This window comes from Sandaracinaceae bacterium, from assembly GCA_020633055.1.
Taxonomy (GTDB): domain Bacteria; phylum Myxococcota_A; class Polyangia; order Polyangiales; family Houyiibacteriaceae; genus JADJJE01.
Genome location: JACKEJ010000004.1, coordinates 1,054,557 through 1,078,700, shown reverse-complemented (window position 1 = coordinate 1,078,700; position 24,144 = coordinate 1,054,557). Strand labels below are relative to the sequence as shown.

17 protein-coding genes are annotated in these 24,144 nt (G+C 69.8%); 14 read left to right on the top strand and 3 right to left on the bottom strand.

Annotated features, from left to right (window positions below; all coding sequences use genetic code 11):
- Nucleotides 1-31: 31 nt before the first annotated feature.
- Entirely contained in the window at nucleotides 32-922 is an 891-nt protein-coding gene (locus H6726_04465) for a hypothetical protein (protein ID MCB9656883.1), read from the bottom strand.
- A 159-nt stretch (nucleotides 923-1,081) separates the two neighbouring features.
- Nucleotides 1,082-2,467: a PD-(D/E)XK nuclease family protein gene (locus H6726_04460; protein MCB9656882.1), complete on the bottom strand. Its 1,386-nt coding sequence runs from the start codon at nucleotides 2,465-2,467 to the stop codon at nucleotides 1,082-1,084.
- A gap of 1,329 nt (nucleotides 2,468-3,796) precedes the next feature.
- Here H6726_04460 and H6726_04455 point away from each other — a divergent pair.
- Nucleotides 3,797-4,672, top strand: a complete 876-nt coding sequence (locus H6726_04455; protein ID MCB9656881.1) for an IS4 family transposase — start codon at nucleotides 3,797-3,799, stop codon at nucleotides 4,670-4,672.
- A 44-nt stretch (nucleotides 4,673-4,716) separates the two neighbouring features.
- Here the strand turns inward: H6726_04455 and H6726_04450 are convergent, their stop codons facing one another.
- Complete coding sequence (locus H6726_04450) at nucleotides 4,717-6,882, bottom strand: hypothetical protein (protein ID MCB9656880.1); 2,166 nt, start codon at nucleotides 6,880-6,882, stop codon at nucleotides 4,717-4,719.
- Between the two features lie 913 nt (nucleotides 6,883-7,795).
- Here H6726_04450 and uvrB point away from each other — a divergent pair.
- From uvrB to H6726_04385, 13 genes are all read left to right on the top strand, one after another.
- Nucleotides 7,796-9,883, top strand: a complete 2,088-nt coding sequence (uvrB, locus tag H6726_04445) for an excinuclease ABC subunit UvrB (protein MCB9656879.1) — start codon at nucleotides 7,796-7,798, stop codon at nucleotides 9,881-9,883.
- A 103-nt stretch (nucleotides 9,884-9,986) separates the two neighbouring features.
- Complete coding sequence (locus H6726_04440) at nucleotides 9,987-12,719, top strand: hypothetical protein (protein MCB9656878.1); 2,733 nt, start codon at nucleotides 9,987-9,989, stop codon at nucleotides 12,717-12,719.
- Between the two features lie 36 nt (nucleotides 12,720-12,755).
- Nucleotides 12,756-13,415: a hypothetical protein gene (locus H6726_04435; GenBank protein MCB9656877.1), complete on the top strand. Its 660-nt coding sequence runs from the start codon at nucleotides 12,756-12,758 to the stop codon at nucleotides 13,413-13,415.
- A gap of 118 nt (nucleotides 13,416-13,533) precedes the next feature.
- Nucleotides 13,534-14,400 (top strand): hypothetical protein, encoded by an 867-nt coding sequence (locus tag H6726_04430; protein MCB9656876.1) that lies wholly within the window; start codon nucleotides 13,534-13,536, stop codon nucleotides 14,398-14,400.
- 11 nt (nucleotides 14,401-14,411) lie between these two features.
- Complete coding sequence (locus H6726_04425; GenBank protein ID MCB9656875.1) at nucleotides 14,412-14,999, top strand: NUDIX domain-containing protein; 588 nt, start codon at nucleotides 14,412-14,414, stop codon at nucleotides 14,997-14,999.
- A gap of 214 nt (nucleotides 15,000-15,213) precedes the next feature.
- Nucleotides 15,214-16,407 (top strand): trypsin-like serine protease, encoded by a 1,194-nt coding sequence (locus H6726_04420; GenBank protein ID MCB9656874.1) that lies wholly within the window; start codon nucleotides 15,214-15,216, stop codon nucleotides 16,405-16,407.
- A 255-nt stretch (nucleotides 16,408-16,662) separates the two neighbouring features.
- Entirely contained in the window at nucleotides 16,663-17,076 is a 414-nt protein-coding gene (gene tnpA, locus H6726_04415) for an IS200/IS605 family transposase (protein MCB9656873.1), read from the top strand.
- 367 nt (nucleotides 17,077-17,443) lie between these two features.
- A complete protein-coding gene (locus tag H6726_04410; GenBank protein MCB9656872.1) occupies nucleotides 17,444-18,211 on the top strand; it encodes a hypothetical protein in 768 nt (255 codons plus the stop codon).
- Between the two features lie 92 nt (nucleotides 18,212-18,303).
- Entirely contained in the window at nucleotides 18,304-19,479 is a 1,176-nt protein-coding gene (locus H6726_04405; GenBank protein ID MCB9656871.1) for a hypothetical protein, read from the top strand.
- A gap of 51 nt (nucleotides 19,480-19,530) precedes the next feature.
- Complete coding sequence (locus H6726_04400) at nucleotides 19,531-19,809, top strand: hypothetical protein (GenBank protein ID MCB9656870.1); 279 nt, start codon at nucleotides 19,531-19,533, stop codon at nucleotides 19,807-19,809.
- An 8-nt stretch (nucleotides 19,810-19,817) separates the two neighbouring features.
- Complete coding sequence (locus H6726_04395; protein MCB9656869.1) at nucleotides 19,818-21,584, top strand: hypothetical protein; 1,767 nt, start codon at nucleotides 19,818-19,820, stop codon at nucleotides 21,582-21,584.
- Nucleotides 21,584-23,533 carry an ATP-dependent DNA helicase gene (locus tag H6726_04390; GenBank protein ID MCB9656868.1) on the top strand — a complete coding sequence of 650 codons (1,950 nt, stop codon included), beginning with the start codon at nucleotides 21,584-21,586 and terminating at the stop codon, nucleotides 23,531-23,533. The genes H6726_04395 and H6726_04390 overlap by 1 nt, the downstream gene beginning before the upstream one ends.
- Before the next feature lie 76 nt (nucleotides 23,534-23,609).
- Nucleotides 23,610-23,999, top strand: coding sequence for a hypothetical protein (locus tag H6726_04385; protein MCB9656867.1), 390 nt, complete (start codon nucleotides 23,610-23,612; stop codon nucleotides 23,997-23,999).
- The last annotated feature ends 145 nt before the right edge of the window (nucleotides 24,000-24,144 follow it).

Here is a 24,144-nt window from a genome sequence, read left to right as displayed (position 1 = left end):
TGCGGAGGATACACACGCAGGTTCCCATCGTTCAGAGTGAGACGCGATGGAAGTGACGGTCGGTCGTTGGCTCACCCACTTCGGCCCACGCGTAGACGTAGACCCAACCGGGTTCGACGACACATCGAGGGCCCGCCGTGCCTTCTTCGTAGAGGGCCGCAGACGTGATGGTGGTCGCACCAGCCAGCTGCTGGACGAGCGCGACCAAGCCCCTGAGAAACGAGCGCGCTTGCGGGGTTGGGCACGGGCCAGTCGGCCACAGCGCGTCTGCCTCCTCGTTGGGCAGTTGGCACGCGCGTGCGACCTGCCGTCCTGGGAACGCGATGGACCCGTCCGCGGAGAGGAAGTAGAAGCCAGCCCGGCGCTCCAGGCCAGCCACCTCCCAGACCCAGCGGGACGAAGACGGTTCACCGGTCTTCACCGGGGGCCATCGCTCGCAAGTACGGAGCGACGCGAGGGCCTGCTCGACCGCGCCGAGGTCGGGCGACGCAAGCTTCGCGTAGAAGAAGGGGCCTCCAACACGCCAACTTTGCCTCGAAGCGAAGAAGGCGTCGTCGTCGAGGTCGATCCAGCCCGGGTCGAGCACGTCGTAGGCGTCCTGCCACCAGCACTGACCGCCCTCTCCACAGGCCTCGAGCTCGGTCCGAACCGACGCATGCATGGCCTCGATCGCGGAGACCAAGTCGCCGTGATCACAGACTGCCACCACGCCTCTCTCGGTTTGGATGCTGACGCCAGCGTCGTGGTGGTGGAACTCGACCCACCGGTCGGCCTCGCCTTCGAAGAACACGTGCCGGCGACCGGGCCCTCTCAAGTCCCAGAGGAGCTGCCAAGTGCGCTGGACCCAAGCACGGAGGTTCACGTCGTCAGAGGTCCCCTGGATCAGTCGAACCACGTCCACGTCGCCGACTCGAAACGCCACCGATGCCCGCACCCAGGACCAAGCGGCTACCGTCGTCAGGGCTTGCCGAGGCTCCTCGAACCTCTGGACGTACGGCTCCCGCACTTCGACTTCAACCTTGCCAGTCAGGGTCTCCTTCATCGGGGTGATGTCAGAGTCTGCAGCTTCTCTGCGGAGCTGTCACTGCGCGTCGCGGACCACCGCGTGCGGGTCCCCCACCGCCGCCCGGAACACCTCCGTCCACGCGCTGAGCGCATCCCCCAGGTCGCGCACGCGCTCGGCCGTCGCCGCCAGCTCTCCCGCGAGCCCGGCCACGCGCGCCTCCGTGTCGTCGGCCGGGCTGGCGATGCCGGGGGCGGGCAGCACGAAGGCCCCGACGATCATCCCGCGCGCGTCTTGGTCGAAGCGGTCGCGGAAGCGGGTGCGCAGGTCGCGGGCCAGGTGCTCGCGCAGCTTGCGGCTGTCTACCGCGTCCAGCTGCGGGTGGTTGCCGATGACCTCCAGCACAGCGCGGGTCCGTTCGCGCCGCGGGCGCTCCATGGCGACGTGCACGCGGATGGCCGACGTCAGCCCGAGCGTGAGGCCGGTGGCCTCGTGCAGCGCAGCGCTGGTGGGCCGGTAGATGGCGACCAAGCTCCCCTCGCCACCCCCCACGTGCCAGGTGGCGGGGTCCAGCCGCTGCCGGAGGGCCTCACGGAACGCGGACACGTACGCGGAGTAGCCCTTGGACTGCCGCGACTGGAACAGGCCCAGCGCGTTGAGCGCGTCCCGGTGCCGCGCCACCGCGGCGTGCAGCTCGGGGAGCGCCGCCGAACACCGACGCAGCGCCTCGATGGCCTCGCCCTCGGACTCGACCACACGCGTGAGCAGCGCGGCCTGACGCTCGTCCTGCACGTCCGCGCGCAGCCCCAGGCACGCGCGAAACTCGGCCAGCAAGAACGCGGCGGTGGGCGATGGGCGCCGCTCGCGCAGCTCGTCCAGCCAGGGCAGGTAGGCGTCGTAGTCCACCACCACGAAGCGGTCGCTCGCGGGCTGACCCTGACCGGGGCAGAGGTACACCAAGAGCGGCTCGCTGGGCCACCCGTGCGCGACCGTCTCCGCGCTGGCCCACGCCGCGTAGTCCACCGTCTGGTCGTCGGTCTCCGCCGCGTCGACCTTGTACTCCACCACCAGCACCGCCCGCGACCCGTCCCCGAGCGGCAGCGTCACCAGCACGTCCACCCGCCGCGCCCGCTCGCTCCCGGGCACGCGCACCGCGACCTCCAGCTCCACCTGCGCGCTGTGCAGGTCCAGCCCGTCGATCTCCACCGCGTCGGGCCCCGACGCCGTCCCGTCCCCCAGCCCACACGCCAGCATCAGGAAGCTGCGCAACGGCACCGTCCCCAGCCCGTGATGACCCCGCGGGTTCAGCAACCACCCCAACAGCGCCGCATGACTCAGCTCCCGCCGCTCGATGCCCAACACGTGGAACGCGGATACGCGCGCGAGCTCGGCTTCGAAGCGTTGAAAGTCCGGGGACTGGAGCAACCGGGCGAGGGCAGCCCGGGAAGTCGGGGTTGCGGGCATGGCAGAACAGGGAGTGTAGGTTCGCAGCTGGAGGACTATCCACCGGAGAGCTCGTGGATATGCATGGACTAGCATGCGCGGCATTCCCGGCAGAACCCGGGCGCGCTGGGGCACATCGTTCTGGGGTGACTCCGGACGGTCAGGAGGACCGCGTCAACACTACTGGGACCCTATCGCCCGACTGGATACCCTGGCGGAAGAGGTTTCCATTCCGGCTCAACCATGGTCCCAAGCGGCCCCGCGCCATGAAATTGCGTGAGAGACTGCAGCTCGAGGATCGCCGAAACCATCCCATTTCGCTGACGCAGTATCAGTCGAGCATCGTCACGTGCCCAAGAGTCCTTTCGTGGCGAGCGCACTCGGCAGTCAGAGTGTTCACTGTTGTTCGCAACAGCGACATAGGCATGGAGCATCATTGCAGTGGATTGAACAAGGTGATCGAATGACATCGTGTCCTGGTTCCACGCTGGTACGCACACAACGTCGACCCTTCCGAATAGATTCGAAACTCTGTTCACTTCAAGTATTTCGCTACATATGAGACATCCAAGCCGACCGAACTGACACTTCAAGGACGCCCCGCCGTCATAGGGCGCCGAGCGCGGGACCAGGCGCAAGCCTTTCGAGCGAATGAGTGTCTCTTCATGTGACGCCGCGAATCGCTTGCTCCAGGCGCACGCTGCAACGGTACTGTATCCCGTCGGTATGACCGCAATTGCTTCGTTGACAACTCGCTTGCCACCCAGATGTGCGTACTCGATGCCCGCAACGACACCAACGTTGTTTTTCGCAAGATAGTTCACTATCGTGAATCGCCAATCTCGCGGAATCGACAGTTCTGGAAGGACTGCGAGCGTCGGCCTCTCCGGGTCATCCCCGGCATCTGAAACGATGGTATCGAGCACGTGTGTTAGAGCATCAACCCGACTTCGAATTCCATGCGGCGGCAAGCCTTGTAGCGCGCAGTCGAATGCCGCATCCGTGGTATGCAAGTTTGCGACAACTAGTCGCGGATTCTTGCGAACAATCTGTAGATCTCCGTACGGGCTTCGAGCCGAGATATCGTACTCGTTTGTGGGAGAATGAAGTGTGGTGTTAAACCTGAGGGATCCCCGCATCGCACGCACATGAGCACATATCGCCGCGGGTCGGGAATTTTGCGCCACGAGGCTTGTTTCAAGGGCTATGAAGACCTCGAAGCCTGCCTCCCCGACGAAACTGGCCTACCCTCAAGAGCCTGAGACGCGTGACTGTTCGGCGACTGCCGGGCAGCGGAAGGCAGGTCGATCCGAGACCACAGGGGGAGTGTCTTTGGCTAGAGTGCGCTCGATGGTCGGCCAGGCGACAGACAATGAGCTCCACGCCAAGCTCGAGGGCTCGCTCGCGGACGGGGTGCTGGGGGTCATGCAGGCGGGTTCGCTGGGCGTGGCGGTCATCGGCGCAGCGCTCGCGACTTCGCAGGGGCTCGACCCGAAGCACGCGACCAAACAGGTGGACCGCCTGCTGTCGAACCCCAAGCTGCAGCTTGAGCAGCTCGACGTACCTTGGACGCGCTTCGTGCTCGGCGAGCGAAAGGACGTCATCGTTGCGCTCGACTGGACCGAGTACGCACACGACGGTCACAGCGTCATCGCCGCCAACGTCATCACGTCGCACGGCCGCGCCACGCCGCTCTGCTGGAAGACCGTTTCGAGCGCAGAGCTGAGCGACGGAGGCCGCATCGACGCCGAGGACACGTTGCTGCTTCGCCTACGCTCCGCGATCCCAGACGATGTTCGCGTCACCATCGTGGCCGACCGTGGCTTCGGTGGCACCGCTCTCTACGACTTCCTGAGCGAGCAGCGCTGGCACTTCGTCATCCGCTTTCGCAAGGACATCAAGGTCCGAGTGTCCAACAAGCCGCTCCAGGCCGCCTCCAAGCTCGTCTCGACCGAGGGGCGTGCGCGGCTGTGGAAGAACGTGACGCTGACCACTCAGGAGCACCCCGTCGCGGGCATCGTCACGGTGAAGGCCAAGGACATGAAGGACCCCTGGTGCCTGGCCACAAACCGCACTGACCTGACCGCCAGCCAGATCGTAGCGATGTACGGCCGGCGATTCACAATTGAGGAGACGTTTCGCGACGCGAAGAACCCTCGCTACGGACTCGGACTCTCGGAGGTGCGAGTCAAGCGTCCGGAACGCAGAGACCGCCTGATTCTCTGAGGTCTTGACACCCCCCGGCTTCGTCGACCGCCCGAATGGCATTTTCACGACGGGCTCGGGGCGAGGGGGATCGAGCCACACGTGACCCTGGGCGCGAGGCGGAAGCGGACGGTGCGCACGCCATCCGTGAAGCGCGGTTGCAGTTCATCCATGGCCTCGAGGGCCTGTGCGATCCGCGCGTGCGGCGCGGGCGGGAGCGGCAGCTCGATGGTGACGACGACGTGGCGCTTCTCGAAGCGGAGCGTCCCGGGGGCCTGCAGGAGGGCCATCAGGGTTCGCGCGCGCGTCGAGGCATCGTGCTCACGGTCGGTCGAGGAGAGCGCGTCCCCGAGGCGGTCGACGAGGTCGCGCACGGCGTTGTCGACGAGGTAGCGCATGGGCACCACGAGGTCGCGCTTGGTGGTGCAGAGCCAAGCACGCTGGGCGTCGGGCTCGACGGCGCATCGCTCGACGCGAGCGGGGACGTCACGGATCTGCTTCTGTGTGGTCTGTTGTCGAAGGTGCGCGACGACGTACTCGCTCGTCCACTTGCCGCGTTGGGTGCAGCGCTCTGGGCATGACTCGATCTCCGAGACCGTCTCGTTGAGCTGCTCGAGCTCTTCCTTCAAGCGCACGTACTCCGGGTTGTCGATGATGCGGTCGTCGGGGGCACGCGTTGCTTTGCCACGGTCGGAGAGTTGGTCGATGCCGGCACGCTGCCGTCCCGACTTGAAGGAGTTCTCCTGCATGCCGCGCAGCGCGCGGAGCGTCTCGACGACCTCCACGACATCCATGCTCGTGTCGACGTTCGTGCAGAGCGGAAGCAGCTTGTCGCCGTCGCGCTGCACGATGAGCCGGCTCGCGTGCGTCATGCGCGGGTGCTCGAAGACCGCACCGCCGATGCCATCCTGCGCTGGCGCGATGGTCGCGAGGTCGGGGAGATTCACGGAGGCCGGCACCCAGGCGATGTACTTCACGCCGGTCGCGTTCAGCTTCTCGAGCACATCGAAGTCGAAGCCACCTCGGTCGGACACGAGTACGACGGTCGTCTCCGGAAGCGCCACGCGCAGCTGCTCGGCCATCGGGCCGAGACAGGCCGAGAGGTGGCTGCCCGCGGGGACCGGCTCGCGGAACCAGGCACGACCCATCGCGTCGGTGACCACCACGTCGGCGAGGCCCTTCTCGGCGAGGCGGCGCTTGCTGTTCCAGCCCTTGTCGATGCGCTCCTTGCCTGTGTACGTCTTGAAGTGGATGTCGACACCGAAGACGCGGACGTCCATCGGAGCGCGGCGGGCAAGGTGGCGCGCGAGCTCGCCGTGCAGCGCGACGCGATCATAAGTGGCCGTCATCTGGGTGAGCGCGCGATGCATCGTCCGCACGCTCGGGCATCGCTCGGTGCCGAGCACCACCCCGAGCCCGTACGCATCGCGCTCGTGCAGAGACTCGAGCGAGTGGTACCCCGCCGCGATGCCCGCGCAGAGGGTCATCGCGATGGTCGGCGCCGAGTACACCGCCTTGTCCGAGCGCTTGGCCGAGGCCACTTTCAGCGCCGGGACGATGCCCAAGTCGCACAGCGTGCTCGTCAGCAGCACCAGGCCTGCGTACTGCGAGCGGTGCTCGGTCCCCGCCGCGAGCGGCATGCCGGGGCGCAGCTCTTCGTCGTCCTCCGCATCGCGCGCAGGACGCGTCTCGGGCTCGGCGGCAGGCTCGTCCGCGGGGCTCGGCTCAGGCTCCACCGACGTCAGAGGAAGCTGCGCCGGGAGGTGGGTGCGCAAGCGATGACCGCGCCCCACGGACCCCAATCCCTCCGCGTCGAGCGTCGCGATGACGCGCGGCAGGGACAGCCGCATCGTCCGCGCCACGGTGTCCAGTGATGCCCCGGCGCTTCGCATCGCGATGGCGCGCGAGCGCTCCTCCGCGCTCAGCGGTGAAAGCCCTTCGCGCGTTGGCGCGCGCACCAGACCGGCCGTGCCGCCCTTCTCGTAGCGTCGACGCACTCGCGTGACCTCCGACTCGCTCACGCGGCACACCATCGCAATGCGCTTGCCTCGAAGGCCGATCCTCCGGAGCCCTATGACGGCCAGATCTCGGTGGGTCAGGTCGTCCTCCTGGTATTCGTAGACCACGTGGCCGTGCACCAGGATCCGCACCTGACCCCCGCTGAACAGGCTCGTCACCGTGGTCGGATCCACTCTCTCGAATAAAGCGGTCTGGCTCGATGACGTCGGCATCCCCTACCAACGTACCGCAGCGGAATTAATGCCACGATGGTGTCGAATTTTGACGCCGCGTTTCCTCGACGAATCAGCCGGTCAACCGGGGGGTGTCAAGACTTCAGATTCTACTGGCTGCGCTCGCCCAGGCGCTCCTCACAGTCCTCGGCGCCGCCAGCGAAGCCACCGGTCTCGACAGGGTGCTCAAGGCAAATACCGTCACCACGCGCACTCACTCTCTTTTTCGTCAGGGATGCGTATGGTTCGCGCTCCTTCCGAATGCCCCCGCTCATCGACGTCACATCCTGCTCAACAAGTTCGATGAGCTCCTACGCGAACAGAAGTTCTTCGCGGACCTCTTCGGAGTCCTCTGACATGTCGTTAGCTGTAGCCAATATGAGGGGTTGGTTCAGCCCATGCAGGAGTCAGAGAGAGTTGACTCAAGCGCCGGACCGAACCGTTCAAGCCACAGGCACTCCATGGTACTCAATGCTGGGTCGGTACCGAGTACTAGACGGATATGTGCCGCAGATGGAAGCTCGGTCGTGGGAGTGCCAATCCGGATGGTTCCGTCGGACGTCGGAGATACTGTCTTTGGCCAGGCAGACACCATCGGCGTGATCTCATCGAACCACTGTGAGCGTTGCGCCCTTTTCCGCAACACACTCAGCCGCTGGTCAAGATGTGCTTCGTAGTTGGCAAACGGGATGCGGTTCCCCGGCAGTAGCCCCATGTGCTGCTTCGCACGGCCAAACGCGCGAAAGAGGTCCCCATGCGTGAACATTTGTAAATCGTAGCGAAGAACGTCGGAGCGGTGCGGGAATAATTTCGTCCCCATCGCGAACTGGGATGCCGAGAAGATGGTGCCCCGTCAGACTGCGGTCACCCTCCTGACAGCCCCTGACACGCCCGCCTGCTACGCTGCCCGCGTATGTCCGACTTTGCTCTCGTGTCCACCATGCAGCCGCGCGGGGATCAGCCGCAGGCCATCGCCGAGCTCGTTGCGGGGCTGAACGCTGGGGAGGCGCACCAGGTGCTGCTGGGGATCACTGGCAGCGGCAAGACGTTCAGCGTGGCGAACGTCATCCAGCAGGTGAACCGGCCGACGCTCATCATGGCGCCCAACAAGACGCTGGCGGCGCAGCTGTACAGCGAGATGCGGGAGCTGTTCCCCGACAACGCGGTGGAGTTCTTCGTCAGCTACTACGACTACTACCAGCCCGAGGCGTACATCCCGGCGTCGGACACGTACATCGAGAAGGACGCCATCGTGAACGACCGCATCGACCGGATGCGGCACTCGGCCACGCGGGCGCTGCTGTCGCGGCGGGACGTCATCATCGTGGCCAGCGTGTCGTGCATCTACGGCATCGGGTCGGCCGAGTGGTACCGCGGCATGCTGGTGGAGCTGAGCGTGGGTGAGGAGCTGCGGCGCGACGAGCTGCTGCGGCGGCTGGTGGACATCCAGTACCAGCGCAACGACATCGACTTCCATCGTGGCACGTTCCGGGTGCGCGGCGACGTGGTGGAGGTGTTCCCGGTGCACGCCGAGGACGTGGCCCTGCGCATCGAGTACTGGGGCGACGAGGTGGAGCGCATCGCCGAGGTGGACCCGCTGCGCGGCAAGGTGCTGCGCGAGCTGAAGACCGCGGCCATCTTCCCCGGCAGCCACTACGTGACGCCCGAGGAGCAGCGCAAGAAGGCCATCGAGAGCATCCGCGCCGAGCTGCGCGAGACGCTCCCGCGCCTGGAGGCCGAGGGCAAGTTGCTGGAGCGGCAGCGCCTGGAGCAGCGCACCATGTACGACCTCGAGCTGCTGGAGCAGATGGGCTTCTGTCACGGCATCGAGAACTACAGCCGCCACCTGAGCAACCGCGAGGCTGGGCAGGCGCCGCCCACGCTGCTGGACTACTTCCCCAGCGACTACCTGGTGGTGCTGGACGAGAGCCACGTGACGGTCCCGCAGATCGGCGCGATGTACCGCGGTGACCGCGCGCGCAAAGAGACCCTGGTGGCGCACGGCTTCCGCCTGCCCAGCGCGCTCGACAACCGGCCGCTGCGCTTCGAGGAGTGGGAGGAGCGCGTGACGCAGGTGCTGCACGTGAGCGCCACCCCCGGCGACTGGGAGCTGGAGCAGTCGCAGGGCGTGTTCGTGGAGCAGGTCATCCGCCCCACGGGCCTCTTGGACCCGGAGGTGCTGGTGCGGCCGGTGGGCAACCAAATAGACGACCTCTTGGGCGAGATCCGCCTGCGCGTGGAGCGCGACGAGCGCGTGCTGGTCACCACGCTCACCAAGCGCATGGCCGAGGACCTGACCGAGTACTACGCCGAGCTGGGCGTGAACGTGCGCTACCTGCACTCGGACGTGGACACGCTCGAGCGCGTCGAGATCCTGCGCGACCTGCGGCGCGGCGACTTCGACGTGCTGGTGGGCATCAACCTGCTGCGCGAGGGCCTCGACCTGCCCGAGGTGAGCCTGGTGGCCATCCTGGACGCGGACAAGCAGGGCTTCCTGCGCAGCAAGCGCTCGCTCATCCAGACCATCGGCCGCGCGGCACGCAACGTGCGCGGGCAGGCCATCATGTACGCGGACGCGGTGACCGAGAGCATGCAGTACGCCATCGACGAGACGGCCCGCCGGCGCGCGCTGCAGGCGGCGTACAACGAGGAGCACGGCATCACGCCGCAGTCCACGCGCCGCGGCATCCACGAGCTGGACGCGTCCAGCGGCGAGAGCGACTACGTGGTCATCCCCGTGCTCAAGCGCGAGGAGGCGGACGACGCCGCACAGAGCCTCGAAGACCGCGTGGAGGAGCTGCGCAGCGAGATGATGCTGGCCGCCGAGGCCCTGGAGTTCGAGCGCGCCGCCCAGCTGCGCGACAAGCTCAAGGCGCTGGAGCACGAGCAGCGCAAGGAAGAGCGCCGCGACGCGCGTGGAGGCGGCGGTGCGGGTGGGGGCGACGCGAAGCCAGGCAAGTCCAAGGGCCGCGCCGGGATGAAGCAGCGACCCCGGCGTTAGGGTCGAGCCGGGCTAGCCCCGGCCCACTGAATTTGAGAGCCTCTGGCAGCGCCGACGGTGAGGTGTCTGCGTTGATTGAAGTGGGTCTACTCCAGGGGGTCCTGTGTCCTATCCGTTTCGCTACTACGGCCGCTCGCCAGCTGACTGGCACGAGGGAGCCAACGAGGGGCACATCTACGAGGTGCAGTTCCGCCGGGAGCCGAGCGAGGGCGAACGCGCGCGGCTAGCCGAGGTGTACGAGTCCCTGCTAGCGAGCGGCCCGGCCCGTCCGTCGACGCGTCCCTGGCTATGGTCTCAGCGCTTCGCTCGCTTCACCGTCGGCGAGCGTTGGTCGAGCGCAGCACGCGCCACGTTCTCGAAGGTGACCGACTTCTTGCTCGCGGCGCATCGCGTGTGCCCCGTCGCCGAGGTGGTCTTCTGGGGGATGCGCGAAGAAGGCACGTCGGGGTGGGACCGCTGGACGGTGGCGGTGCAGCCCAAGCCCGACCAGGGCCCCGCGTATGACCCGCCTGCAGGGGTGCGCGCCGTGGACCCCGCGCTCCCCGTGGGCGCTCCCCACGCGGCGTTCGAGGCCGCCCGCTTGACCGCCCGCAGTGAGGTGCAGCGCACCCGCATCGAGAAGGTCAACGCGGGCAGCGACGTTCAGCTCGTGCCGTTCGAGGGCGAGGTCGTCCGGCCGACTGTCCCGGCGGAGCTCGAAGAAGCGTTCGGGGCGCCCAAGCCCACGTGGGTGGAGCGCAACGGACGCAAGTCCTTGGCTGACGGCTACCACCCGCTCTTCGCCACGCCGCGACCGATCGCGCGGCACACGACCAACGGATACACGGATGGCTTTGCGTTTCTGGATGACTCGGGCGGGGTGCGACCGGTGGTGTTCCCCGACGGCCACCGCGCCGGGCACTACATCGCGGTTCACCGCGACGGCGACCAAGCGCTGACCGCCTGTGGTAACCACCTGCATGCGGTGGACCTCGCGACCGGCGTGGCCACCCCCCGCTTCGTCGTGGAAGACAAGGTTCAGGGGCTCGCCTACCTCGGCGACCTGTGGGTGGTGCGAGGGGCCAGCGAGCTCTTGGTGCTCGACCCCTCCACCGAGGTGCCCACCGTCGTCGCCAGCGCCAAGGGGAAGGGCGATACGGTGTCGGTGCATCGCGACGACACCGTGCTCATCACAGCCGAGTACGGTGCCAACCCGCGCGTCTATGCGTTTGCGGAAGGCAAGCTGCGCAAAGTCGCGGGCTTCAAGTCCAAGCTCTCGTCGCCCGTGGAGGTGGACGGCCGCGTGCTGTTCTACGCGAACGACGCCGCCAGCTACTACGCTCTCGACGGGCTGGACGAAGTGGTCGAAGCGTGGGCCGGGCCCCTCCGCGAGAAGGCCGAGAAGGCGCGCCAGAAGGCCGCCAAGTCCACGCCGGCCAAGCCCAAGCCCGCCAAGTCCCCGCCCGCGAATTCCCACAGCGGTGAGACCGAGCCCGCCGAGACCGAGCCCGCCGAGACCGGGTCCGCCGCGGCCCCCGCGGGGCCCTCCCTGGTGCCCTGCACGCTACCCGAACCGCCTTCCAGCCCGCCGCCCGCTGCCGACTTTGGCGAACACGCCCTCGCCGTGGGCCGCTTCGCGCTCCTGCCCAGGACGGCGCCCACCGGCCGGCAGGTCGAGCGACACGACATGGCGTACGTCGATGACGCGGGGGCCGTGGTGACGGTGGGACAAGAAGCGCTTGCGGCCGTCGGTCAGACGCGCGCTTTCTTCGCCACCCTGGCCGTCTCCGCAGACGGTCGCTCAGCGGCGGCCACGTCCCCCACGGCGGTGGTGGTCCTCGGCGCGGACGGCGAGCTGTCGCGGTGGGAGAACCCGAGCTGGGCGCCCCGGCAGGTGCTGCACCCCGAGCCAGGCGTGCTGGTGCTCTTGGACAAGGAGATCATGCTCGGCGTGCGAGAGGCGACCGGCTGGCGCAGCGGCAAGAGTCGGCGTGTCTCCGGCGCGCAGGTGCTTCGCGCGCACGGTCGCCTCCTTGCGGTCGGGACCGACGCCCAAGAGCGGCTGGTGCTCTTGGGCATCGGCGACGGCGAGCTGATCCCCCTTGTCTCGTTCAGCGAGCGCGTGGCCAAGCCGTTCTTCCGTGACGGCCGCCTCTACGTCTCCACACCCGAGGGCAACGGGTTCGAGGTCGTCGGGCTGCAGCCGCTGCTCGAGGCGAAGCTGGCGGCGCAGGCGCGCGCCAAGAGCAAGAAGAAGACCGAGGGAGAAGCCAGCGTGAGACCGCTCGAGGCGGTGCCCATCGACGTCGCCACGCTGCCGGAGCCCACGTGGCCGGAAGCGTCCGCGTATGGCTGGGCGCGCGAGAATGGCTACAAGGAGCTCGTGAAGACGGCCACCTTCTCCCGCGATGGGGCGGTCGCGTGGCTGTGCGACGGCAAGGTGCTGATCGAGCTCGACCGCACCACCCACACGAGCTCGGTGGTGTGTGAGGACGTCGCGGGCAAGCCCATCGTGCAGGTGGCGGAGTTCGACCGCGATCACCTGGTGTGTGTCACCGCGAACAAGCTGGCCACGCTACGCCGCACGGGCGACCGCTTCGAGGTGGAGCACGTGGTGGGCGCTGCGAAGGTCTGCGGCCTCGCCGCCATTCCCGACCGACAGGCGGTGGCCATCAGCTCCGGTCGCGAGGTGACGTTGTTTGCGCTGCCCGCGGGCAAGAAGCCCAAGAAGGTGGGCACCGTGACCACCAGCGCCTATCGGCTGCGCGGCGAGGGCGACCGCTTGTACGGGATGACCTACGCGATGGACAAGGCGTGGGAGGTCCTGGGGCTCGATGGCGCGCTCCCGAAGACGTAGCCCCACGCGCACGGTAGCGCAGCCCTGAGAGACACCATGAAGCTCTTCCTCACCCTCGTGATCGCCGTGGGGGCGATCGCGGTGCCCCGCTCCGTCCGCGCCCAGCCGCAGGAGCCCGAAGCCGAGCGCGCCAGCTCGCTCGACACGCGCACGGCCGCGGCCTCGACCGAGCGTTGGTCGCGACGCACTCCCGTGGGCGCGGCGCTTGTGGGCGGCCTCGGCGCTGCAGGCGGCTCGGTGTTGCTCACCTACGGTATCGGCAAGGGCATCGCCAACGGCTGTCCTCAAGACGGCGTGACCCTCGGCGACGTCCTGAACGACACGCTCTCCTGCAGCGCGCGCATCGTCGGCATGTCGTTCACGTTGGGGACGGCCATGTTCCCGGCCGCCATCGCGGGCGGCGTCACGCTCGGAGGCAGCCTCGCGGGCGGCCACGGGCGCTACGACATGACCCTGATTGGGGCCTCGCTGGGCACTGGTCTCGGCTGGGCCTTCCTCGCCGGCATGGCCGTGGTCGACACCGATGCCGCGTTCGTGGCCGCCATGATCGGCTATCCGGTCCTTCAGGTGGCGGGCGCGCTCGTGGCCTACCACCTGTCGCACCGCGCTCGCACGCGTCAGCGCGAGCGCCAGTTCGGGCCCTCGCTCGCGCCCATGCGCGGCGGCGCCGTGGTGGGGCTCATGGGGCGCTTCTGAGCGCTGGCCCACGGCGCACGTCGCGCGTTGGTTGGCACCCCACGCGCGCACCCCGCTAAGCTCCGACGGGACCGACCCATCGGTCCCACCCCGCGCCTCGTCGGCCAAGGAGCACGTCATGAATCGCACGCTTTATCTCAGCCCTTCGCGGTCCTCGCTCCTCGCAGCGGCCGCGCTGTTGACCGTCCTGCACGCAGCGCCCTCCGCCGCCCACGCGCAACGCAACGGCATGGCGCGCACCTACGCGGGCCGCGGCATGACCCTCAACCCGCACACGCTGCGCATCGATCTCGGACCGTACGAGCACGGCATCAACGACTCGGGCACCATCCTCGGTCCGCTGGGCTCGGGCTACGGGCTGCGCGTGCAGGTGGACACCGACCTCCCGGACGACCGCGACACGCACGTGCAGTTCGGGTCCGGCTTCGGCTACGGCATCCTGCGCACGCTCGAGGTGGGCGTGCTGGCTTTCCCGGTGCGCAGCGGCGGCGACCGCTTTGGGCACGTCACGCCCTACCTGCGCTGGGCCTTCGTCTCCACCGCGGCGTTCGAGATGGGCCTGCAGGCGACGCTCGCCATCCCCACCGGGCGGGACGAGAACCTGGGCACCGCGTTCGGCCTGCCCATCAACATCCGCATCGACGACAAGGTGCGCATCGAGACCGGCGTGGAGCTCGAGATCTTCTTCGACACGGGGCGAGACGACGGCACGGGCGACGACGCCTACCTGCACCTCGACATCCCGCTCGCGTTCGGCATCAACGTGGGGCGCAACGGCTTCTTCGGGCCGCGCGCCAGCTTCACCATCGTCGACCTGGACGACCTGGTGGTCGCGGTGGGCGGCTTCGGCGGCGCCACCATCCGCGGGCGCCGCGGGCACGGCGCCGAGTTCACGGGCGCGTTCTCGTTCTTCGTCGACCAGCAGCGCCCGGGCCTCCCGGACTACGAGTTCGTGTTCGGCACCAACCTCTACTTCGGACTCTGAGCGGGCGGCGCGTGTCGGGGGACCTCGCCACCATCCTCGGGACGCTCGCGCGTCGCTACCCGCCCACCCTCGCGGAGCGCCCCGCCGTGGCCGCCGTCGCGCTCGTGCTGTTCCCAGACGCGGACGGGCAGCCATGCACGCTCCTCATCGAGCGTCGCCGTCGTCGAGGCGATCGCTGGTCTGGTCACATCGCGCTCCCCGGCGGCATGGCCTCGCACGCGGCCGAGTCCGCCGCGGACATCGCGCGCCGCGAGGCATTGGAAGAAGTGGGGCTCCAGCTGGGCGACGCCATCGCGACCTTGCCGCCCCGCTGGACGCTGCACCCGCGACGGAGGCGCCCCATGCGCGTGGTGCCCGTCGTGTTCGGCCTGGACCGCGCCCCCGACCTCGACGCGCTCGCGTTCGAGGAGCGCGAAGTCGCCGAGGCCTTCGCCGTCCGGCTGCGCACGGTCATAGGCCGCTGGGGCCTCGCCCGACAGCGCGTCGGCAAGCGCCACATGCCCGTGCCAGCCATCCGCCTGCAAGGCGAGCGCGTCCTGTGGGGGCTCACCCTCGCGATGACCCGGCCCTTGAAGCTCGTCGCGCGGCACGTGCGCTAGTCAGCGGCGGCCGCTCCCCGTCGGTGCTCATGCCGCCCATCCGCCGGCCCTGTTCGAGCGGCGTCTGAAGATTCCCTGGGGGGTCGCCCGGGGAGCGCTCGAGCTCACAAACGGCCCGAAAAGTGACGTAGGCAACACGGAGGCGATGTCGTCCGGCCACCTACCTCGTGTTCCGCTGGCCCCGGGGCCGGCCATCACGAAGGAAGCGACACTCATGAAGCCTCACGTCCTCTCGCCTGCGCGGGCCCCGCGGCCTGCTCGCACCGTCCCGTCCACGCGCGCCTCGCGCCTCGCGCGCCGCGCAGGCCCCCTGCTCCTGCTCGCGCTCGTCGGCTGCGTCGGCGAGGTGGACCTCGACCCCCACGCCGGGCAGGACCCGAATGGGGACGCCTCGTTCGCAGACGGTGGCGTGGGCGCCGCGACCGCAGCCATCCAGGACCCGACGGCTCCCTCGCCCAGCTTCTTGCTCCCGCTGGTGAAGGTCATCACCTGGCGCGGCGTGTGCTCCGGCACGCTCATCGCCTACGACCGCGTGCTCACCGCCGCGCACTGCGTGTGCACGGAGAACCTCGCGGGCGGCAACATCTGCAACCCCGCGGTGAGCGTGAGCTTCCGCCCCAACCCCAGCACGGGCGTGCAGCCCCCCGACATCGCGGGCTCGGCCACGTGGCACCCGGACTACAACCCGTCGTGGACGGACCAGGAGTTGGAGAACGATCTGGCCGTCGTCGCGCTCGTCAGCGACGCGCCCTCATACATCACACCCATGGTGGTCGCGACGACCAAGCCCAGCACCTCGCAGGACGTGCTCGTGGCGGGCTACGGCTTCACGGGCAGCGGGTGCAACAGCGGCGGTGGTTCGCTCAACTTCGACATCACGCGCTTCGACCGCTACGTGGACAGCGGCCGCATCCTGCAGTGGGACGACCCCGTCACCTGCGGCGGTGACTCGGGCGGTGCCATCACCAACACGTCGGGCACGCTGCTGTACGCGGTGCACTCCAGCAACTCGCCCACGCTGGGGCACGGCTGGGCGGGCAAGGCCATCGCGGTGCAGCCCTACTACAGCTGGATCCGCGGGCTGACCTGCTCCTCCAACCTGTGGGACCGCTGCGACGAGAAGGCCACCATGTGCCGCTGCGGCGCGGGCATTGGCGACTGTGACACCGACCGCGACTGCTCGGGCACGCTGCGCTGCGCGCAGAACGTGGGCGCGAGCTTCGGCTACAGCGCCGACGTGGACGTGTGCGTGCCCCGGTCGGGCCCCATCGAGGGCACGTGCGAGTGCGCCGAGCTGAATCTGCGCTGCATCGCCGGGCAGAACCAGTGCAGCGCCGGCTACCAACCGCGCTGCAACCCGCTGCGCGAGACGTCCACGACGGAGTGCGGCGGCTGCACCTGTAGGTAAGTCGGGTCGGGCCACAAGCGGTTTGGACTGCACTCTGGGTCGGGGCCGAAACAGTGGGTTGGGGGGCACCAGGCTGAAGCCTGGTGCCCCGGGGCTGCAGTGTGACCTGCAAGTCCGCCCCACTGCGGGGGCGGACTGCGTGGTCGCGATGACACGACGATGCTTGGATTGAGGCCTGCGCCTTGTTCATGCCGCGCAAGCACTTCGGTGATGGCTGATGCGCAAGTGGAACGGATCGCGTTCGAGAATGGCCGCATGGTGCGTTCTCCTGTGTTGGTCTTGGTGCACGTTGTACGGGCTGTTCGTCAGCGCCGGCCGTTCCTGCCCCCATCGTTGGACGCCCGCCTGTGCGACCTGCTCGGGAGGAAGGCAGGTGACGCTGGTAGTCACGTGCTTGCGGCCGGGTGCGCGAGTGACCACGTCCACGTCGTCGTTCGCCTCGACCCGAATGCCCCGCTGAGCGAGGTGATCCGCCGAATGAAGGGCGGCTCGGCCTACGAGCTCAAGCGCAAGGGCGCGCTACCCGAGCGTTTCGCCTGGCAGCACCGCTACTGGGCGCAGTCCCTCGCCCCCGAAGACCTGAGGGCCGTCGCTCAGTACGTTCAACGTCAGCGCGAACACCACAGCCGCCCCCAAGCATCCGAGCCGTGGACCATCAGCGAACCCTGAAGCACAGCGCCAGCCCCTCCACCGAACCGCCACAGGCCACCATCACGTAGTCCGCCCCCGCAGTGGGGCGGACTTTCATCGAGCACTGCAGCCCCGGGGCACCAGGCTTCAGCCTGGTGCCCCCCAACCCACCAGCTTCACCAACTTGCTGCGCATCCGACCATGTCGCGACAGCCCGCCACGTCGCGACAGCCCGCCACGTCGCGACAGCCCGCCACGTCGCGACAGCCCGCCACGTCGCGACGGGTCACGAAGGTGAGCCACCGTGTGCCAAACGCTCACCATCGATAGCGCATGGCTGGGAACTCGTGCGCGAGAACGCCGAGAACTTCGCATGGCACGCGCCCTGCACAGTGCGCACGGCAGCATGACGACTCACCCCGCCCTCCTCCGCCCCGCGCTCGCGCTGGTGACCACTCTCACGCTGCTCTGCGCGCCCGACGCCGCACTCGCAGACCGCGGCACCGCTCGGCTGCGCTCGGGTGGCGTCGTCACCGGTGAGATCGAGGTGTACGTCCCCTCGGAGCGCATCGTCATCCGCACGGACTCGGGCGAGGTGCACACCATCCCCATGGCGGACGTGCAAGAGCTCGAGATCGTCCCCGAACGCGCCGCGACCCGCGTGGCCGCGCCCCCGGCTCCCGCAGCGCCGGCCGTCTCGACCGCCCCCGCACCGGCTGTGTCGACGCCTCCAGCGACGGCGGCCCCGGGCACGACCACCTACGTCGTGGTGCCGGGCTATGGCGCGCACCCCTACGCCGAGCAGCCCCCCGCGGGCTACCGGCTCGACGCGCCGCAGCCCCCGCCCGGTCGGCGGCCCAGCCTGTTCTGGCCGTTGATGACGCTCACGGGTTCGGCGGCGGCGTTCGTCTCCGGGACGTTCCTGCTCACCGAGGGGCTCTGGTACTGCGACAGCTCCTACGGGGACTACTGTGGGGGGCCCGTGATCGGCGGCGCCGTGCTGATGGGCCTCAGCCTGCCGCTCTTCATCCTGTCCGCCAGCTTCCTGCTCCCGCGCAAGGTGCGCGCCCGCCGCCGATACCGCGCAGCGCAGCGCGACTACCGGCTCTCGCTGCGCCCCGACGTGGACGCCGCGCGTGGGCAATACGGCGCGGCGGCGACGCTGTCGTTCTAGCCACCAACCGCCAACGGCGCCTCTGCCCCCAGAGCCCCCCATCTTCCGATGAACCGTGGCTTCGCGGCACGAGCCTTGCTATTCCGCAACGCGTGAGCCGTCGCACCCCCCGTCGCCCCGCCGCGTTCTGCGTGCTCTCCGTCTGCGTGCTCTTCGCGGCGTGGACCGGTTGCCAAGACATCCCCAACGCCTACCACGACGCGGGCTACCCGCCCCGCGAGGGTCCTGCGCTCCCGGCCCGCGCCACGGTGCGCACTTGCTTGGCCGCCGTGGACGTCACCCTCGGCACGGGTGCGCCCATGCCGGAGACCCTCAGCGCCACCGGCTGCTTCGGTGGCGACGCGCTGAACGTCCCGGCGGCGGACATGATCCCCTACGACGTCAACTCACCGCTCTGGACCGACGGCGCGGCCAAGGCCCGCTACTTGGTGCTGCCGCCCGGCCAGGTCATCACCTACCTGCCCGACGGCACGCTGGGCTTCCCGGTGGGCACCGTGCTCGTCAAAGAGTTCGACATGCTCATGGACGAGCGCCGGCCCAGCAGCCTGCGGCGCCTCGAGGTGCGCTTCATCATGCGCGGCGCGCTCGACTGGGGCTTCTTCACCTACCGCTTCGACGACAACGGGCGCGAGGCGCACCTGCTCGCCGCGGGCGAGAACGAGGAGCTGCGCATCCGGCGTGACGGGACGACGCAGACCTTCACCTACCACTTCCCCAGCCGCACCGAGTGCATGACCTGCCACAGCACCGCGACCGAGCGCGCGCTGGGCTTCCGCATCGACCAGCTGAACGGGCTGTTCGACTACACGGGCTACGTCGAGAACCAGCTGGTGGCCATGCACGAGGTGGGCGTGTTCAACACGCTCAACGCCGAGCCGGGGCAGCCCCCGCGCCCGGCGGACTATCCCGCGCTGGCGGACCCGAAGGACGAGGGCGAGGACCCCGAGCGACGCGCCCGGGCGTACCTGCACGCCAACTGCAGTCACTGCCACCGGCCGCTCGGTCAGTCCTCGCCGGCGCTCACGCTGGACATGCGCATCGAGCGCACGCTCGAAGACACCCACTTGTGTGACGAGGTGCAGTTCTTCGCCCCCGAGGGCACGCTGCGCATCCACCCCGGCGACCCGGACGCCAGCTTCGTGGTGCAGCGCATGGAGTCCACCGACCCGTTCCGACAGATGCCGCCGCTGGGGCGCAGCCTCCCGGACCTGGGCGGGGGTGTGCGGGCCGTCCGCACCTGGGCTGCGTCACTGACGCAATGTCCATGAACGGCAGCGGGGCGGGGAAGGATCCCCCCGCGCCCCGGCGTACACCCTCTCATGGCCGAAGAGGATGACGCTGCACAGGCCGAGCTGGAGCACTTCGCCCGGACCCTCCTGCGCATGGGGCGGGCGCTGCCCGCCGCGCGGGTGACCTTCCTGCTGGACCACCTGGAGCGTCATCCCCTGGGCGTGCATAACCGCACGGTGGCCGAGCGGGTGGAGCGGGCCCTCGACGCCCTGCCCGACACCCCGCTGCGCGCCTCGCTGGCCGGGCGCTATCGCGCGCTGCGGGACCCGCACCTGCCCCCGATCGCCACGGACGCGTCGCGCTGCTAGCGTACGCCATGCGTTGGCGTCCCCTCCCCCCCGCTCTGCTCCGTACTCGTGCTGCGGTCCGTCCCGCTGGGCGCGCGGCGCTCGGCGCGCTGCTCGCGGTCCTGGTCTCCGCGGTGCCTGCCTGCTCCGGCGGTGACCAGCCCGCCGCGCCCACGCCGGCCCCCGCGCCCGAGCTCCCCAACACCCCTCCCGACAACATGACGATGGAGGTGTGGTTCACGGGCGGCCGCGACGCGCTCACCGCCGTGCGCGACCAGGTCCGCGCCGAGGCCCTGCGCACCATGCTCCCGGCCACCATGGCCGAGGCCTTCGACCACCTCGCGCCGGTACCGGACAGCGTGAAGCCGCGAGTCCGCGACGACGCGCCCATCGTGGGCGTGCGCGTGGACGACGCGCAGGTGGCGGCCGCGCTGGTGCGCACGGACGAGGGTCAGTTCCCGCTGGGTGTGGGTGTGACCCTGGTGGACGGCGGGCCGCACGGCAGCCGCTACGTGGGCCGCGCGCCGGTGGTGGGCGAGCCCATCACCGTGCTGTACCAGGACGTGGTGCTCGTGGCGCGCGACCGCCCGGAGCTGGAGGCCTCGCTGGGCTACCTGGTCTCGCGCCTGCGCAGCGCCGAGCTGGGGGCGCCGGGCCTGCACATCCGCAGCGCCGAGGGGGTCATCGCGCGCCGCGCCCGCACCGAGCTGGAGGGCGCCGTGGACGAACAGGTGGCGGGCGCGCTGGCCGCGGCCCGCGCCGAGCGCTCGGCCCACGCGGACGCCCCGGCGCTGGGCGACCCGGAGGCCTTTGTGCAGACCGTGGCCAGCGCCGTGCGCGAGCTGACGGCCTACATGCCCGACATCCGCGCCATGACCGCCTGGATGGGCCCGACCGCGCACGGCCTCGGCTTCACGCTGGACACCGAGCTGGTGCCCGGGTCGCCCGCGGCGCGCGCGCTTGCGCGGCTGCCCGAGGTGCCCTCCGCGCTGCTGGGGCGCTTCCCACAGGGCACAAGCCTCGGCATGGTGCTGGCGCCGGCGGCCGCGGGCGAGGGCGTGCTGCACGCGCTGGCCGAGGTGGGGGGGCAGCGCATGCGCCCCGAGGACACGGCGGCCTTCGCGGCGCTGGCGGCGTCCCAGCGCGAGCACGCGGGGGGCGCGCTGATGGCGGGGCTGGGGGCGACCGACGCGGGCGCCTTCGCGCTGCTGGCCACGCCCAACGGCCCGGGCGCGGAGCCGGCGGCCATCGACGCCGTGCTGGCCACCCCCTACATGCGCGCCCTGCTCGGCGACCTGCTGGGCTGTCCGGGCGACGAGCCGCGGCGTGGACTCGCGGTGGCCGCCGCCACGCCCGTCTGCACGCGCGCGCCTGCGCCGGTGCCGGCGCTCCACCACCAGCGGGACGACGCGCACGCCCTCTTGGCGATCACCCAGTCGGCTGCGGAGGCCACCCCGCACCCGCTCCCGGCCGCCTACTTCAGCGCGCTCGGCGCCGAGAACGACAGCCACAGCCTGGGCGCGCTGCCCGACGTCTCGCGCGCGCTCGACAGCGCCGCGCCGCGCGTGCTCTCCGCCTGGGTCATCATGCCTGGCCACCTGGGGCAGGCCCTCGGGCTGCTGGCCAGCACCCCGGCTCGCGCGCTCGGTGGGGCGCTGACCCTCGAGATCCCGCCCGCGCCCATCTTGGTGTTCGTGGAGCGCACCGACGACGGCGCGCGCATGCGCTTCTCGCTCACGCCGGGCGCCTTCGACCAGGCGGCGCGCACGGCCCTGATGACGTCCCAGATCTTCTGATGCGCGCGGCGGACCTGCTCGGCCCGACGGGGCCGCTGGCGCGGGTCATCCCGGGCTACGAGCACCGCGAGGGGCAGATGCGCATGGCGGAGGCCGTGCAGCGCGCCCTCGAGGACCGCCGCATGCTGCTGGTGGAGGCGGGCACCGGGACGGGCAAGACGCTGGCCTACCTGCTGCCCGCCATCCTGAGCGGCCAGAAGGTGGTGGTCTCCACCGGCACGCGCACGCTGCAGGACCAGATCCTGGACCACGACCTGCCGCTGCTGCGCGAGCACCTGGGTCAGCCCGTGGTCGCCAGCGCCATGAAGGGGCTCTCCAACTACGTCTGCCGGCGGCGCTTCGCCGAGTTCGTGGCGGGTCCGCGCGCGGTGGAGGCACGCTACCGCACGGCGCTGCCGCTGCTGCAGGCCTTCCACGACGAGAGCCCCACGGGGGACCGCGCCGCCCTGCCCGCGCTGTCCGAGGACCACCCCGTGTGGCCGCACATCGTGAGCGGCTCGGACACGCGCGTGGGCAAGGGCTGCCGCCACTTCGACAGCTGCTTCGTCACGCACATGCGCGACCGGGCGCGCGAGGCGCAGATCGTGGTCGTGAACCACCACCTCTTCTTCTCGGACCTGGCCGTGCGTGGGCCGCACGGGGGAGGGCTGCTGCCCGACTACGACGCGGTCATCTTCGACGAGGCGCACCAGATCGAGGACGTGGCCACGCTCTTCTTCGGGCACGAAGTGGGCACGCAGAGCGTCGAGCGCCTGGCGCACGACCTGCTGCGCGCGCTGAGCGACGAGGGAGACGCGGCGCGGTCGATGAGCGACGCGCTGGTGGTGGCCGCGGGGCGCTTCTTCGGGGCGCTGCCCGACCCGGGCGCGGGCCGCGGGCACCTGAGCCGGGAGGTGTTCCAGGGTCACGTGGAGGACGCGCTGTTCGCGTTGGACGACGCGCTCGAGCGCGTGGAGGAGCACCTGCGCCAGCGGGCCCACGAGAGCGACCGGCTGGCCCAGCTGTCGCGGCGCGCGGCGGAGCAGCGGCGCCAGCTGATCCAGATCGCCGAGACGCCCGCGGCAGGCGCCCGTGTGGCCTACTGCGAGGCGCGCGGGCGCGGGCGGGTGATCGGCTCGCGTCCCGTGGACGTGAGCGAGCTGCTGCGGGACGAGGTCTGGCAGCGGGTGGGGTCGGTCGTGCTCACCAGCGCCACGCTCAGCACGGGCGGGGACTTCAAGTTCATCAAGCAGCGTCTGGGCGTGGACTTCCCCATCGACGAGGAGCGCGTGTCGTCGCCGTTCGACTACGCCCAGCAGGCGGCGCTCTACCTGCCCGAGGCCATGCCCGACCCGCGCGCGGGCCAGTACCTGGACCGCGCCGTGAGCGAGATCACCCAGTTGGTGGCGCTGACGGGCGGCGGGGCGTTCGTGCTGTGCACCTCGGTGCGCGCCATGCGCACGCTGGCCGAGCGCTGCGCCGCGGCCAGCGACCGGCCCATCACGCAGCCCATCTTGGTGCAGGGGCAGGCCCCCAAGGGGACGCTGCTGGAGCGCTTCCGCGAGGCGGGCGACGCCGTGCTCTTCGCCACGCTCAGCTTCTGGGAGGGGGTGGACGTGCCCGGCGACGCGCTGCGGCTGGTCGTCCTCGACAAGCTGCCCTTCTCGGTGCCGACCGACCCGCTCATCGCCGCCCGCTGTCGCGCCCTCGAGGAGCAGGGAGAGTCGCCCTTCATGCGCTACCTGGTGCCGGCCGCGGCCCTCACGCTGCAGCAGGGGTTCGGGCGCTTGATCCGCACCCAGCGCGACCGCGGCGTGGTGGCCGTGCTCGATGGGCGGGTGGTGCAGAAGGCCTACGGGCGGGTGTTCCTGGCCAGCTTGCCGCCCGCCAGTCGCCATACGGATCACGCGTCGTTGGGTGTCTGGTGGGCCGCTTCGGAGAAACACGCGGACGCCGCGCAGAGCAGTTGACCTGACGATCGGACTGTGGGCAGCCTCGGCCCGTTGCTATACATCAGGCACTCGCCCCCGCTGATAGGAGGTTCCCATGTCTCTCAAGATCTTGATCCGTGGCCTGCCGCTCGATTTCGACGAAGACGAACTGCTGGAACTCTGCGAGGAGTTCGGCGAGGTGACCGCCACCGGCTTCATGGCCAACACGCGCAGCTCGCGGCGCGCGTGGGTGGAGTACTCGGAGGAGTGGGAGGCCGAGGTCGCCCTGGGTGAGCTCGACGGCGCAGCCATCGAGGAGTCGTACCTGGAGGTCACCGCCTACGACCCGGACGAGGACGAGGACAGCTCGTCCAGCGACGACGACGAGGACGAGGACGAGGTGCTGGCGGAGGACGAGGACGAGCTGGACGACGAGTTCGACTCGGACGACGACGATGGCGGCGACGACGACTGGAGCGACGAGGACGCGGCCGAGGAGTTCTGAGCCCCGCCGAGCGCTCGTCGCGGTGGATCGTCCGCGCGGATCGGTGTGGCCGTGTGGTGAGGGATGCTGGTGGAGAGGCTGTCTCAGAAGCGCCGCCAGTCCTCACTCATGGGCACCCCGGACTGAAGTCCTAAAGTCCGGGGCA